This window comes from Eubacterium sp. An11 (assembly GCF_002161065.1).
Taxonomy (GTDB): domain Bacteria; phylum Bacillota; class Clostridia; order Lachnospirales; family Lachnospiraceae; genus Anaerobutyricum; species Anaerobutyricum faecale.
This window is the reverse complement of record NZ_NFLV01000011.1, coordinates 57385-71229: the sequence shown is the minus strand read 5'-3', so window position 1 is coordinate 71229 and position 13845 is coordinate 57385. Positions and strand designations below refer to the sequence as shown.

General features: G+C 43.8%; 18 protein-coding genes. All 18 read right to left on the bottom strand.

Translation table 11 applies throughout. The annotated features are described in order from the left end of the window. Positions 1–18: 18 nt before the first annotated feature. Positions 19–270, bottom strand: a complete 252-nt coding sequence (locus tag B5E53_RS10195) for a hypothetical protein (RefSeq protein ID WP_087314667.1) — start codon at positions 268–270, stop codon at positions 19–21. 775 nt (positions 271–1045) lie between these two features. After that, entirely contained in the window at positions 1046–1669 is a 624-nt protein-coding gene (locus B5E53_RS10190) for a DUF47 family protein (protein WP_087314664.1), read from the bottom strand. A gap of 30 nt (positions 1670–1699) precedes the next feature. Continuing rightward, positions 1700–2755, bottom strand: a complete 1056-nt coding sequence (locus B5E53_RS10185; RefSeq protein ID WP_087314662.1) for an inorganic phosphate transporter — start codon at positions 2753–2755, stop codon at positions 1700–1702. Between the two features lie 163 nt (positions 2756–2918). Next, positions 2919–3425 (bottom strand): hypothetical protein, encoded by a 507-nt coding sequence (locus B5E53_RS10180; protein WP_087314660.1) that lies wholly within the window; start codon positions 3423–3425, stop codon positions 2919–2921. A 374-nt stretch (positions 3426–3799) separates the two neighbouring features. Next, complete coding sequence (gene rpsI / locus B5E53_RS10175) at positions 3800–4192, bottom strand: 30S ribosomal protein S9 (RefSeq protein ID WP_087314658.1); 393 nt, start codon at positions 4190–4192, stop codon at positions 3800–3802. Between the two features lie 18 nt (positions 4193–4210). Beyond that, on the bottom strand, positions 4211–4645 hold the full coding sequence (gene rplM, locus B5E53_RS10170; protein WP_087281738.1) for a 50S ribosomal protein L13: 435 nt from the start codon (positions 4643–4645) through the stop codon (positions 4211–4213). A 291-nt stretch (positions 4646–4936) separates the two neighbouring features. Beyond that, complete coding sequence (locus B5E53_RS10165; RefSeq protein ID WP_140401479.1) at positions 4937–5764, bottom strand: hypothetical protein; 828 nt, start codon at positions 5762–5764, stop codon at positions 4937–4939. A gap of 120 nt (positions 5765–5884) precedes the next feature. Beyond that, the gene (gene truA / locus B5E53_RS10160) at positions 5885–6688 is read right to left on the bottom strand and encodes a tRNA pseudouridine(38-40) synthase TruA (RefSeq protein WP_087314654.1); all 804 of its coding nucleotides are present in this window, start codon (positions 6686–6688) and stop codon (positions 5885–5887) included. Then, a complete protein-coding gene (locus B5E53_RS10155; RefSeq protein ID WP_087314652.1) occupies positions 6675–6875 on the bottom strand; it encodes a hypothetical protein in 201 nt (66 codons plus the stop codon). Before B5E53_RS10155 ends, truA begins: the two co-directional genes overlap by 14 nt. Before the next feature lie 468 nt (positions 6876–7343). After that, positions 7344–8156: an energy-coupling factor transporter transmembrane component T gene (locus B5E53_RS10150; protein WP_087314651.1), complete on the bottom strand. Its 813-nt coding sequence runs from the start codon at positions 8154–8156 to the stop codon at positions 7344–7346. After that, the gene (locus B5E53_RS10145) at positions 8141–9088 is read right to left on the bottom strand and encodes an energy-coupling factor transporter ATPase (RefSeq protein ID WP_087314649.1); all 948 of its coding nucleotides are present in this window, start codon (positions 9086–9088) and stop codon (positions 8141–8143) included. The genes B5E53_RS10150 and B5E53_RS10145 overlap by 16 nt, the downstream gene beginning before the upstream one ends. Positions 9089–9158: 70 nt before the next feature. After that, positions 9159–10022 (bottom strand): energy-coupling factor transporter ATPase, encoded by an 864-nt coding sequence (locus tag B5E53_RS10140; protein WP_087314733.1) that lies wholly within the window; start codon positions 10020–10022, stop codon positions 9159–9161. A 182-nt stretch (positions 10023–10204) separates the two neighbouring features. Beyond that, entirely contained in the window at positions 10205–10741 is a 537-nt protein-coding gene (locus B5E53_RS10135; RefSeq protein WP_087281728.1) for a L17 family ribosomal protein, read from the bottom strand. A 119-nt stretch (positions 10742–10860) separates the two neighbouring features. Next, on the bottom strand, positions 10861–11820 hold the full coding sequence (locus B5E53_RS10130) for a DNA-directed RNA polymerase subunit alpha (RefSeq protein ID WP_087314647.1): 960 nt from the start codon (positions 11818–11820) through the stop codon (positions 10861–10863). A gap of 86 nt (positions 11821–11906) precedes the next feature. After that, entirely contained in the window at positions 11907–12500 is a 594-nt protein-coding gene (rpsD, locus tag B5E53_RS10125; protein ID WP_087314645.1) for a 30S ribosomal protein S4, read from the bottom strand. A 21-nt stretch (positions 12501–12521) separates the two neighbouring features. After that, a complete protein-coding gene (gene rpsK / locus B5E53_RS10120) occupies positions 12522–12917 on the bottom strand; it encodes a 30S ribosomal protein S11 (RefSeq protein ID WP_087314643.1) in 396 nt (131 codons plus the stop codon). A gap of 105 nt (positions 12918–13022) precedes the next feature. Next, the gene (gene rpsM, locus B5E53_RS10115) at positions 13023–13391 is read right to left on the bottom strand and encodes a 30S ribosomal protein S13 (protein WP_087314641.1); all 369 of its coding nucleotides are present in this window, start codon (positions 13389–13391) and stop codon (positions 13023–13025) included. Between the two features lie 284 nt (positions 13392–13675). Continuing rightward, a complete protein-coding gene (rpmJ, locus tag B5E53_RS10110; protein WP_081452247.1) occupies positions 13676–13789 on the bottom strand; it encodes a 50S ribosomal protein L36 in 114 nt (37 codons plus the stop codon). Between the last annotated feature and the right edge of the window lie 56 nt (positions 13790–13845).

Sequence of the window (13845 nt, the reverse complement as noted above, 5' to 3'; positions counted from 1 at the left end):
GCCTGCTGATCCTATTTGTCATATCAATCGCTTTGCCCGCTCGTAATCTTCATTGCGCACAAAAATCTCATACTGATACATTTGCCCTGTCGGATTGCCGATACTTCCCGTTCTCCCCCGCACGGTTCCATGACCACCCCAATCGGACAGATGATTTTTCGTTTTATATTTGTATGGAATCTCCGCATCCTGCAGAGCATCCCGAATCCTGTTAAACAAGTTCAAATCTGTTCCAATCCATAAGCTTTCCGAATTAAACATCGTAAACATAAAATCCCTCCTTTTACCTCCCATTCTCCTGTTGTCTTATTATATCATCTTACGGATGTAAAGCCAATATGACGACAGTGACTTTCTTTTTTGCAAATACTCTTTTGTTAACGGCTCAAAAAAAGCACCAGAAAGTATCTGATGCGTAAAAAAAATTTGGATTTGTAAAGGTGGTAACAGTTACCCGATCAAACAGACAATGACGTAAGGCACATACGGATTCGCCCGGCTCGACCCTCAGTCGGACTGTCAAAAATACCTTTATCAGACGATTCCGTTCATCCTCCTTCACAGCTCGCGGTCGAAAGCCGCATGTGTCCAAAACGTCATCTGTCCGTTGAAAAGCCCCTGTTCCATCTTTACAAATCCTGCGCTACGTTGGCGAAACAGCAGGCTATGACTACAGACGAATCAGCGGATACCCAAATTTATGGTCGCGTCTGTCTGGCATGAACCTGCAGAGCAAGCCACACAGGTAGCTTTCCTGTCGGTTTGAATCAGGTATTTTTGCTATCATCCGGGTGATGCAGGAGACAGGGATTTGCGGCATATGTGATCATGATAGAAAAACGGATCAGGGAAGATCGACGACGACTGTGAGCGCAGGCGTCGATGACAGTCATAGAAAGAGAAGAACCTGCCAGCCTGCCGAAGTGGAGGAGGAGACTTCCCTGACTGCGTTTTTCTATGATACATATAAAGCCGCTAATCTCGTCTGTTCTTCTTCATCGGGATCATTTCAAACCCTATAGGTTCAAAGCGACAAATCCCAATTTTAGGAATTCTTCATCACCACGCTGCCAACTGTATCTGCCACATGTTCACAGGCGTCTGCACATTTCTCCATGTAGCTGTATATTTCAGACCATGCGATGATATGCAGTACATCATTATCTTCTGTGTGAAGTTTTCTCATACTGGAAATATATAAAGCATCTGCCTCTTCTTCCAGTGTATTAATGGCAATAATCTTGTCTCGCAGGCGCTTGGAATGTTTGAAATCCGCAAACTCTCTCAAAAGATCCTCCACTTCCTCACAACATCTGCAGACGATATCCAGAAGCTGCAGCGCTTCCTGTGGAATCGCCTTCACATTATTGATGTACACACGGATGAGAACCTCTTCCACCTTATCTGTCACATCATCAATATGATGACTGAGCTCAATGATATCTTCTCTCTCAATCGGTGTGATAAATGCTTTGGCCAGCTTATCCGTCATCTCATGTTTTGTATCATCGGCCTTATGTTCAATGTCATGAATCTCATCCATTTTTGATGAAATCTCATCCGGGTTAAAATCTGTCAGTATATTTTTCAGTAAATGTACTGCCTTACAGGAATATTCCGCACAGCTGATAAAATTATTATAATAAAAAGAATCTTGCTTTTTTGACATTTCTTTTTCCTCCGTATATAGTAATGATATTTATCCGAAAATAAACATAAATAATTTTGCAATTACAAAACTGATCAGTCCGCATCCCGGGAATGTGAAGATCCAGGTCAGCATCATGTCTTTAACCACACCAAAATTAATGGCGGATAATCTTTTTACTGCTCCCACGCCCATGATAGCGCTGGTCTTCGTATGGGTTGTCGATACCGGAATACCAAACAGACTGGAATAAAGCAGACAGATTGCACCTGCCACGTCAGCAGAGAAGCCCTGATATCTCTCTAGTTTTACCATATCCATACCCACGGACTTGATGATCTTCTCACCGCCAACGCTGGTTCCAAGTCCCATAACGATACTGCACAGAAGCATCAGCCAGACCGGAATCACCATACCTGCCACGGAATTCTGTCCACCCGCAAAAGCGATACCTAAAAACAGAACACCGATAAACTTCTGTCCATCCTGCGCTCCATGCATAAAACTCATGGCTGCCGCACCGGCAATCTGCGCATAACGGAAAAAAGTATTGGCCTTTCTGCGCTCCATATTCTGGAAAAGGATCGTGATGATCTTACATACGACCCATCCTGTCACAAAACCAAGCACAAGGCTCAGCACAAGGCCATACAGAACCTTAACCCATTCTGCACCATTGACGCCGTCCACGCCTCCCTGAATAGCGATAGCAGCGCCTGTAAGACCTGCAATCAGGCTGTGGCTCTCGCTGGTCGGTATTCCGAAAAATGATGCCGCCACGCTGTAAACCACAATGGAAAATAACGCTGCACATAAGGCGATCAACGCGCTCTGAGTATTATCCCCGAAATCTACCATATTACTAATAGTAGATGCCACAGAACTGTTGATCTGTGTCATCACAAATACACCCAGGAAATTAAACACGGCACTCATCATAATGGCCTGCCGCGGTCTCAGACACCGGGTCGTCACACAAGTTGCAATGGCGTTCGGCGCATCCGTCCAGCCATTAACAAAAATAACTCCCAGTGTAAACAAAGCCGAAATTAACAACATCGGATTTTGAAAGATTCCTTCCCAAAAATAAAGAAACGATGTGTCCATAAAAGCTCCTTTCAATCGCTGTAATAAATTTTTCCCGACAGTCAGTACATTTTATGTCCGTACATTTCTACTTATTAAAATCATTTCTACTTAAAATGTAACCCGTACCTTCTGCCGACAGACTATACCTATCTGACTATTCTTCTCTCTCCAGTAATACACATCATCGCTTCTTCCCGTCTTTTTTCAGCAGAATCATAAGCTCACAGGAAAAGCAGGACCGCCGAAATGTATAAGGCCGCACCTTCTGAAAAAATACTTTATAAACATAAAGTGCAAACAAGGCCGCCGCTATCCACCCTATCTTCCATACTACTCCCTGCATACTTTTCATCTGCCCTGCAGAAAGATTATGTACAACTTTCAAATCATATTCATCATAGATATCGCTGATCACAGGTAAATCACTTACGTTGGAAATCAATGGCACATCCCCATTGGCATATGCCTTCCTGCCATGCCGCTGCAGCGTCTGCACAGACACTGTCTCTGCATCCATACCAGAGCTTCCGCTCTCCGCAGCCGGAAAAGCAACGATCAGAAAAATGCCAAACATCGCAGCCAGAAGCACTGCTGATACAGCCTTTATGGCTGTTCTGACCGACATGCCGAAAACAGCTCCCGACGCAGCTTCTATAGATGCCGCCGATGCCCTGCAATTCTCTCTCATTGCCTTTCCTCCTTTACCCGCAAATCTCTTCAACGATATCATATAAACATTTTAAGTGTCAATATGTAGAATAGGTAAAAAAATCGTAAAAAAATAGAAAAATTTTTAGAAAGTGTGACAGAAAAATACCCCCGGCTGATGGCCGGGGGAAAAGATAAATTTTTAATAAACTTTACGTTGTATTTAAAAAAATAATTTTTCAGAAAATTATAATAGTTTAAATCTATTTTCTTTAAATTCATTTAACTCTATGAAAAAATCCCGGAAGCCAAAACTTCCGGGATATAAAATCTTTTGTATTTATACACAGCTTCTTTGCTGTTCTTTTCCGACATCGAAGAAAATCTTCCGACCAATATCGAAATGAACAGAAATTAACGTTTGGAGAACTGTGGTGCTCTACGAGCTTTTTTGAGACCGTATTTCTTTCTTTCTTTCATACGTGGGTCACGGGTAAGGAATCCGGCTTTCTTTAATACCGGACGGAACTCTGGATCTGCTTCCAGAAGAGCTCTTGCGATTCCGTGACGGATTGCACCAGCCTGTCCTGTGTAGCCGCCGCCGTGTACGTTTACTAATACGTCAAATTTATCTGCTGTGGATGTTAACTCCAATGGCTGACGAGCGATAACTTTTAATGTGTCAAATCCAAAGTAATCATCCATATCTTTTTTATTGATTGTTACTTTTCCTGTTCCTGGCATAAGGTAAACTCTTGCCACACTGCTTTTTCTTCTACCAGTTCCGTAATATCTTGTAGTAGCCACTTACTTTTCCTCCTTAAATTAATACTTGATTTCTAACTCTTTTGGCTGCTGTGCAGCATGTTTGTGATCTGGACCAGCATATACATAAAGCTTTCTGTACATCTGTCTTCCAAGAGGTCCTTTAGGAAGCATACCTTTTACGGCAAGTTCAAGAACTTGTTCTGGTTTCTTAGCCAGTTTCTCTTTTAAAGTGGTTTCTTTCATTCCACCAACGTAATCGCTGTGATGGTAGTAGATCTTCTGGTCTAATTTCTTACCAGTTACTTTGATCTTGTCAGCGTTTACGATAATTACATAATCACCGCAGTCCATGTGTGGTGTGAAAATCGGTTTGTTTTTTCCTCTTAAAACTTTAGCAACTTCAGATGCTAAACGTCCTAATGTATGTCCTGTAGCATCAACTACATACCAGTCTCTTGTGATGGTAGATGGGCTAGCCATAAAACTTTTCATGAGTCTGTCTCCTCCTGTTAAAATCTGAATCAATCTTGTACGGAATGTGACTTCCTGGCTGTCCGGACCCTCCATCACATTCAATCCTGCCTGTGCAGGTCTATGAAAAAAATGCATCCCGGGGCTTTGAGACGCATTTATTCGCATATCACAGTTAGATATTATATAATATCCGGCCGGGCGTGTCAACGAATTTTTTAAGATATTTTATCTTTTTTCACTGAAAAACCGCAGCCACACACAGTACAAAATCTTGTGCCGTATATGGCTGCGGATACTATATTTATATTTTTATCCGGCATACATAGTTTCTTTTATCAACGGACCTTTTGTGAGAAAACGCTTCGGCGACTTCACCCATCCGTTCCTGCCGTTAGTGAGCTTTACTTTAAAACGTACCTGGGAACCGTTCACATAACATTTCTCCACCCGGAATTTCTGCCCTTTGTTCACCCGGATTTTTTTCCTGGAAGAAGTGGCAGATTTGTACAGCCAGAAAGACTTTCTCGCTGTTGCCGGTTTTTTTGGTTTCTTTTTATAAACTTTTACTTTTCCGTACTTCGTCACAGGAATCAGTCGCCCATTTTTATATTGATAAGTATATTTCATATCAATCCCTGCAAATGCCTGGGACATGGAAAAGAACTTCACTTTCAGGCGGTTTCCGGATACTTTAAGAACTTCTCCGGTATTATGCATTCCATATTTAAAAAATGTCTGAAAATTCAACACCTGATTCAGTCTTCCATTGCCATAGACATACAATCCACACGGGCCATCCAGATTATCTCCCTGCAGGTAAATATAGACAATGACCGTTCCATCCTGAAGCGTATACAGTTTGACATGGTCCTCATAAAAATAATAATTATGTAATAAATGAATAACCTCCTGACCGTTTACAGACATATAAAACCCATCATAAACGCCGGATGCTACCTGCCTTTTTCTGATCCGGATGGTATCGTTCACCCCATCTCCGGTGATATCATAATTGGTATAATAGCTTCCTGTCAGGTCTGCTTGCTGCGGGTTTGCCGCCTGCGCCGTTCGGGATGGCATCAGACAAAATAACAACGCCAGCGCCAGCATACTGCCAAACATATACATTTTCTTCATACACTCATCCTCCCGTATTTTTGTTTTGATCAGTCTGCGTTGTTCTTTTTTTATTTTATCATAGACTCTTTTCTCAGACAATACACAGGACAATGATATTTCGGCACCATACTTCTCCTTTTACAGATATTCAATTTTTTTCAGGAACAGGCCTTTGGCCGGGGCGGTTTCTCCCGCCCGGGTTCTGTCCCGGCTTTCGAGGATTTCTTTCACATATTCCGGCGGCCAGCCATGAAGACCGACTTTGATCAGTGTACCACTGATGATGCGCACCATGTTATAGAGAAATCCTTCGCCCTCCACGCGGATAACGATATCCTGAGAAAATGTAGTATCAGATCTTTCCGGTTTCTGCCCCATATCTGTCTTCGTCACACATAAATCACTTTCCTGCTGCTCCACCGTGATCCCAAGGACCGTCCGCACCGTAGTTTTTACCTGAGTCTGAGCAGCACAGAAACTTTTAAAATCATGGGTTCCCACCAGATACCGAGCTGCTTCATTCATGGCATCCGCATCCAGCATACGTGGAATCCAGTGGCTGTAAAGCCGGCAGGTTGGCAGCGGAGTACGACCGGTATGAATATGATATTCGTAAGTTTTTCTTGTGTCGCAGTGCCTTGGATGAAAATCATCCTCCACCTGGCAGGAATCCACAATCCGGATATCCTCCGGCAGACGAGGATTTAGAGCAAAAAGCAGCTTTTCCCCCGGTATAGGTGTACCGGAATCAAAAACTGCCACATTTCCATAGGCATGAACGCCGGCATCCGTCCGGCTGGCGCCAATTACCTGAATCTCTTCGCCGGTAAGCTGTTTTAATGCTTTATTCAATTCGCCTTCCACCGTCGGAGCACCAGGCTGAATCTGCCAGCCGCAGTAGTTGGTTCCGTCATAAGCAACGGTGAGTTTAAATCGTTTCATGAAAATCTCCTGTTATTATTTTAAATTTGGATTTGTAAATCTCTTTGCAGCCCACAGAAGGCTGCTTTACCGAAGACAAGGCATTGATAAAAGTTTTCCTCCTCCACTTCGGCAGACTGGTACCTGGCTGTATTTCGTCAATATAAATCAGACGCCTGCGCTCACAGTCGTCGTCAAACCATATCAATACCTCGTCTTCTCCAAATGCAGTCTGCGTATATAGAGATTTACAAAGAATCCTGGCTACCCTGGCAAGACAACAGATTGTGGCAGTTTTTGACTGTTAAAAGGTCCATCGATGATAACAAAAATACCTGATCCAAACCGACAGAAGTGCTGCCCGTGCAGCTTGCTCTGCTGATTCATGCCAGACAGATACGACCATAAATTTGGGTATCAGCTATTCGTCTGTAGCTATAGCCTGCGGATTTGTCAATGTAGCACAGGATGTTTGTAAAGGTGAAACAAAGGCTTTTCAACAGGCAAATGACGTTTTGGACACATACGGCTTTCGACCGCGAGCTGTGAAGGAGGACTGATATAGTCATTTTACAATGATACCCCTGCCCCCGGTCAGTCCGACTGAGGGTCGAGTCGGGCGAATCCGTATGTGCCATACGTCATTGTCTGTTTGATTGGGTAACTGTTACCACCTTTATAAATCCCACCTGAAGCAAAACCCCCACAATACCATCACCGCCACATACAAGAACAGAATCCCGTAAGCGATAAAATCATTTCTTCTATATATAAGTGGTTTCAGTTTCGTTCTTCCCTCTCCGCCGTTATAGCACCGGGCGTCCATGGCCAGGGCCAGGTCAGAAGCACGACGGATGGCGGAAATAAACAGCGGCACCAATACCGGCAGCATTTTTCTGGCTCTCTGAAGAATATTTCCGGATTCCAGATCCGCTCCTCTGGACATCTGCGCTTTCATGATCTTATCCAGCTCCTCCGTGAGGATCGGAATAAAACGAAGGGCAATGGAAATCATCATAGAAAGTTCATGAATCGGTATCCGAAGGTGCTGCAGGAATCCCAGAGATTTCTCCAGTCCGTCTGTAAGCTGATTCGGTGTCGTGGTAAATGTCATGATGGATGATCCCATGACCAGATACACCAGACGCACCACCAGATAAAACGATATCCAGATACCTTCCCGGGTGATTCGTACAGGTCCCGCCTCAAGAAGTACTGTTCCCGGTGTGCAGAGAAGGTTGACAATAGCCGAAAAGCAAATGATGATAAAGAGCGGTTTTACGCCGCGGATCACCATGGAAAACGGCACCCGGGACAAGGCAATGATAATCCCCAGAAACAGGGTCGCCGTCACAAGGCCCAACACAGATTTCGGGAAAAACAGAGTGATCACAAACAGAAGCGTTCCCGCCAGTTTGACCCGCGGATCCAGCCGGTGAAGGGGAGAATCCGCCTTATAATATTGTCCTAATGTCATTTCTCGAAGCATCGGTTTTCCTCCAAAATACGTATGGCCAGTTCTTCTACAGTCAGCGGTGTCTTTCCATTTCTTTCTGCCTGCGCTGTCTTTCCGTTTCTTTCTGCCTGCGCTGTCTCCACCGTTTTCTTTTTATTCCAGGTTTCGGATACGTTTTTAAAATATCCTCCTGATTTCAGACTGTTGTAGAACTGCAGTGCCTGAGGTATGGCAAGTCCTATGGTTTTCAGTTCTTTTTCTCTTGAAAAGACCTTCTCTGTAGTGTCGTCCATGATCAGCTCGCCATGGTTCATCACAAGAACCCGGCGGGCATTGGCTGCCACATCGTCCATGTCATGAGAGACCAGCAGAATAGTGATCTTCTTTTCTTCATTGAGATAACGAAGCAGGGAGAACAGATTATCTTTTCCCTTACCATCCAGTCCTGCCACCGGTTCATCGAGAATGAGATATTCCGGTTCCATGGCCAGAATGCCTGCCAGTGCTACTCTTCTTTTCTGTCCTCCGGAGAGCGCAAAGGGCGAAGCATCTTCCAGGTCGGGAGCGATTCCCACAAGTTCCATGGCCTTCCTTGCTTTTTCCTCGCAGGTGTGCTGGTCAAAACCCAGATTTTTTGGTCCGAAGGAGATATCTTTCAGCACAGTTTCCTCAAAAAGCTGATATTCCGGGTACTGGAAACAGAGTGCTACCTTTTGCCGGAGCTTTTGCAGAGGAAACTTTCCTCCGAAAACATTTTCTCCGTCGAACAAATACTCGCCGGAAACCGGGCGGAGCAGGCCGTTTAAATGTTGAAGAAGAGTGGATTTTCCTGAACCGCTGTGGCCGATCAACGCCGCATATTCTCCCTTTTCCAGAGAAAAACTAATATCCCGGATGGCATATTGTTTCTCTTTCTGCCACTGATCTTTATATTGGTAACTAATATTTTTCAAAACAATTCCCATAATAATTTCCTGTCAAATGTATCAAACAGTATTGTATAATCTTCTATCTGTCTTTTATTTATGATCGTTCTCAATACTTCCCGGCGCCAAATGCCGTCAGATATTCTGCCAGCGCTTCTCCTGTCTGGATCCTCGCCGGAATCTCCATACCTCCCTGCCGCAGCAGCAAAAGCAGTTCCTTGTCAAAAGGCAGAGAAATACCAAGGCTTTTCAGAGTCTCTGTCTGCGGCCAAAGTTCCTCCGGACGTCCCTCCATGGCCACCTGTCCTTTGTTCATCACATAGATATAGTCGGCATTCTCCACTTCCTCAATATGATGGGTGATGTAGATGACTGTGATGCCTTTGTCTTTATTGAGGTGCCAGATGGCATCTAGCACTTCCTTTCTTCCCCTTGGGTCCAGCATGGCGGTAGGTTCATCGAAAACGATACACTCTGGCTCCATGGCAAGGATTCCGGCAATAGCCACCTTCTGTTTCTGACCGCCGGAGAGGCTCCCCGGTGACTGTTCCCGATAGGCAGTCATTCCCGTTGCCTCCAGGGCTTCGGCTATCCTGCCCCAGATCTGCTCTGTGGGAACGCCCAGGTTTTCGGGGCCAAAGGCCACATCTTCCTCCACCAGATTGCCGATGATCTGATTATCAGGATTCTGGAATACCATGCCCGCTGTCTTTCGGATTGGAATAATGTTTTCCGGAAGAGAGGAATCCATGTTTTTAATGAATACAGCTCCGTCCGTAGGCTGCAGCAATGCCGTCAGCTGTCTGGCCAGGGTGGATTTGCCGGAACCGTTATGACCGAGGATACCGACAAAATTCCCCTTTTTTATGGAGATGGACACATCGTCCAGGACGGTCTTCTCCTCTGGGATCTCCTGGTCCTCTGTGTAAGTTCTATATTTAAAAATCAGGTTTAATGTCTCTATTATTTTCATAGCTGTCTTATTATCTATCATTCATCTCATTGATCGTTGATCGTCATTGAATATCATCAGACTCATTCATCTTTATTGCCGCTTCGATTCATTCATATGTTTTCTTCTTCCGACGTGGACACTTCCCGCCGCAACGACAAAAAAGGAGACCGCCGTAACAGTCTCCTCCGATCATTTATTCATTATACTAACTCGATGATAACTTCCAGAGCAGCGTCACCTTTACGCTGTCCAATTTTGACGATTCTGGTGTAACCACCGTTACGTCCGGCATATTTTGGACCGTACTCGTCAAAAATCTTCTGTGCTAAATCGATTTTCTTTGTATTTGCTTTTCTTCCCTTAGCTTCAGCAGGAACCTCTGTTACAGGATATAATACCTTTAACATCTGACGTCTTGCGTGAAGTCTGGAAGGCAGATCTTTTTTGATTTCTTTCTCTACTGTGTCATATACGGTAACTTTCTTGCCGTCTACAACTTCTTTCACTCTCTTGCCATCTTTATCTTTTTTGGCAACTTTTGCCTGAACCTTAACAACTTCGTAGTTATCTTTTTCTTTCACACCCAGTGCGATCAGGCCTTCTGCAATTTTACGAATCTCTTTTGCCTTTGCCTCTGTTGTACGAATCTTTCCATGATACAGTAACTGTGTTACCTGATTACGTAATAATGCTTTTCTCTGATTGGATGTTCTGCCTAATTTTCTGTATTTTGCCATTGTAATGGACCTCCTGTTTATTTTTCGCCATGCTTACTTTACCTTCAGCCTAGGCGGGTCTATTGTATGCCCTGCGCCGCTGCTCCGGCACAGGAAATCTATCGGCAAAAGCCGATTATCTACTCTTCACTTGAGTTGAGGGAAAGCCCCAGCTCTTTTAACTTAGCCAGAACCTCTTCCAAAGACTTCCGTCCAAGGTTACGAACCTTCATCATATCTTCCGGAGTCTTGTTGGTCAACTCTTCTACGGTATTAATACCTGCTCTCTTCAGACAGTTGTAAGAACGAACAGATAATTCCAGCTCGTCAATATTCATTTCCAGCACTTTGTCAACCGGATCCTGAGCGGTCTCAACCATGACCTCAGCAACTTTTGCGTTTTCAGATAAATCAATGAAAAGATTCAGATGCTCGCTCAATACTTTAGCTGCAAGACTCACTGCCTCATCCGGTGCCAGTGTTCCGTTAGTGAAAACATCCAGCGTCAGCTTATCAAAGTCTGTAATCTGTCCGACACGAGTATTCTCTACTGTTAAGTTTACTCTCTCGACCGGTGTATAAATAGAATCCACTGCAATTACATCAATGGACTGGTCTTCTGTTTTGTTTTTGTCTGCTCCAACATAACCGCGGCCTTTTGTGATCGTCAGCTCCGCTTCAAAATGACTGTCTGCACCGCCGCTTAACGTTGCGATGACTAAATCCGGATTGATAATCTCGATGTCACTGTCAACCTGAATGTCAGCAGCTGTGACAACGCCCTCACCGCTGTATTCAATAAAAGCGCGCTTCGGCTCATTGGATGAGCTGTTATTCTTGATAGCCAGCTCTTTGATATTCATAATGATTTCAGTGACATCCTCTTTGACTCCAGGAATAGAACTGAACTCATGCAGGACACCTTTAATCTTCACTGCACTGACAGCCGCCCCCGGTAATGAGGATAACATGATTCTTCTTAAGGAGTTACCTAAAGTTGTGCCGTAACCTCTTTCCAGCGGTTCCACCACAAAACGACCATATTTATTGTCTTCTGAAATTTCTGCTATTTCAATTCTTGGTTTTTCGAAATCAAACACGAATGGGACCCTCCTTTTGGACAAACTTCAATACATACCACAATTGAATGCCTGAAAATCAGGCATCCAATTGGAAGAATCATTAATTATTTGGAATATAACTCGACGATTAATGTCTCATTTACAGGAACATCAATCATATCTCTGGAAGGAAGCTCTTTTACGCTTCCTTTGAAGTTCTCCAGGTCAGCGTCTAACCAAGCCGGTACTAAAACACCATCTGTAGCCTCAGCGATGTCTTTGTATCTCTGCATTGTCTTTTTATTTTCTTTGACTTCGATCACATCGCCAACGCTTACTCTGTAGGAAGGAATGTTGACACATTTTCCATTCACAAGGATGTGTTTGTGTCCGACAATCTGTCTTGCTTCTCTTCTTGTTCTTGCAAAGCCCATACGGAACACGATGTTGTCAAGTCTTGTCTCAAGAAGAACCATCAGGTTTGTACCTGCAAGGCCCTGCATTCTCTCAGCCTTAGCATAGTAATTTCTGAAAGGTTTTTCTAATACGCCGTAGATGAATTTTGCTTTCTGTTTTTCGCGAAGCTGAAGACCATACTCGCTGATCTTTCTGCTGGAACGAACTAACTTTCTGTTGGATTTTTTATTTACGCCCAGGTATACAGGGTCCATATCTAAAGACCTGCATCTTTTCAGGACTGGAGTTCTATCAATTGCCATTCTAACTTACCTCCTATCAGACTAGACTCTTCTTCTCTTTGGTGGACGGCATCCGTTATGTGGTACCGGAGTAACGTCTTTGATGCTTGTTACTTCAAGACCGCATGCCTGCAGAGCACGGATTGCTGCCTCTCTGCCTGAACCAGGTCCTTTTACCATAACTTCCACAGTCTTTAAACCGTGGATAACCGCTGCCTTTGTAGCTGCTTCTGCTGCCATCTGTGCTGCGTATGGTGTGGACTTTTTGGAGCCTCTGAAGCCCATCTCTCCTGCGCTTGCCCAGGAAATAGCGTTACCTTCAGAGTCAGTTAATGTTACAATTGTATTATTAAAGGATGACTGAATGTGTGCCTGTCCATGCTGGATATTTTTCTTTACACGTTTTTTCGTCACCTTTTTTGCGACTTTTTTTGCCATTGACGAAACCCTCCTGTAGGTTATTGAATCTATAAATAATACTTATCTCTTCTTTAAAATCGTCCTCATGCGGACATACAAATAGCGTGAAGCGTAAGCTCACACTTATTTCTTCTTATTTGCAACTGTTTTTCTAGGACCTTTACGTGTTCTGGCATTTGTTTTTGTTTTCTGTCCACGAACCGGAAGACCTTTTCTGTGACGAATGCCTCTGTAGCATCCGATCTCCTGCAGACGTTTGATGTTCATAGCGATCTCACGACGCAGGTCACCCTCTACTGTGTAATCAGCATTGATGATTTCGCTGATGCGGCGAACTTCTTCATCTGTTAAATCACGTACACGTGTATCAGGATTCACGTTTGCTGCTGCAAGAATCTTGTCAGCGCTTGTTCTTCCAATTCCATAAATATAAGTCAGACCAATTTCTACACGTTTTTCTCTAGGTAAATCGACACCCGAAATACGAGCCATGTGTGCACCTCCACTAAAAATCTTATTCGAATCAATCCATCGTTACCGCAGTACGGTGAAATGACTAACGTGTCTCTCATCGAATGCTCTTTTCAAATTCAAAATAATTCTCTTAAAATAAAATCGGTAAACTTCCGTTTACCGCAGCCGCTTATTTAAAAATATAATTGCCATGACGGTAGCAATGTCGTACAATACCCTGATGGGATACTGTAACCAATGACACAACAAAAATCAAGTATCGTCCTTAATCCCTGACCGCCTGGGCGGTGCCGAACTAATTCTTATCCCTGTCTCTGTTTATGTTTTGGATTTTCGCAAATGATTCTGATTGCGCCTTTCCGTTTGATAACTTTACATTTTTCACAGATAGGCTTTACTGATGCTCTAACCTTCACGATAAACTCTCCTTTCCAAAACGTTCAGCGATTATTATATCATTCATCTATACAAA

Coding starts and splice junctions, on each gene's coding strand:
- rpsM (WP_087314641.1), bottom strand. CDS start 13,391: ATGGCTCGTATTTCGGGTGTCGATTTACCTAGAGAAAAACGTGTAGAA.
- B5E53_RS10195 (WP_087314667.1), bottom strand. CDS start 270: ATGTTTACGATGTTTAATTCGGAAAGCTTATGGATTGGAACAGATTTG.
- B5E53_RS10140 (WP_087314733.1), bottom strand. CDS start 10,022: ATGAAAATAATAGAGACATTAAACCTGATTTTTAAATATAGAACTTAC.
- rplM (WP_087281738.1), bottom strand. CDS start 4,645: ATGAAAAGTTTTATGGCTAGCCCATCTACCATCACAAGAGACTGGTAT.
- B5E53_RS10165 (WP_140401479.1), bottom strand. CDS start 5,764: ATGAAGAAAATGTATATGTTTGGCAGTATGCTGGCGCTGGCGTTGTTA.
- B5E53_RS10150 (WP_087314651.1), bottom strand. CDS start 8,156: ATGCTTCGAGAAATGACATTAGGACAATATTATAAGGCGGATTCTCCC.
- B5E53_RS10180 (WP_087314660.1), bottom strand. CDS start 3,425: ATGAGAGAGAATTGCAGGGCATCGGCGGCATCTATAGAAGCTGCGTCG.
- rpsK (WP_087314643.1), bottom strand. CDS start 12,917: ATGGCAAAAAAAGTCGCAAAAAAGGTGACGAAAAAACGTGTAAAGAAA.
- B5E53_RS10135 (WP_087281728.1), bottom strand. CDS start 10,741: ATGGCAAAATACAGAAAATTAGGCAGAACATCCAATCAGAGAAAAGCA.
- B5E53_RS10185 (WP_087314662.1), bottom strand. CDS start 2,755: ATGGACACATCGTTTCTTTATTTTTGGGAAGGAATCTTTCAAAATCCG.
- B5E53_RS10145 (WP_087314649.1), bottom strand. CDS start 9,088: ATGGGAATTGTTTTGAAAAATATTAGTTACCAATATAAAGATCAGTGG.
- truA (WP_087314654.1), bottom strand. CDS start 6,688: ATGAAACGATTTAAACTCACCGTTGCTTATGACGGAACCAACTACTGC.
- B5E53_RS10190 (WP_087314664.1), bottom strand. CDS start 1,669: ATGTCAAAAAAGCAAGATTCTTTTTATTATAATAATTTTATCAGCTGT.
- rpsD (WP_087314645.1), bottom strand. CDS start 12,500: ATGGCAATTGATAGAACTCCAGTCCTGAAAAGATGCAGGTCTTTAGAT.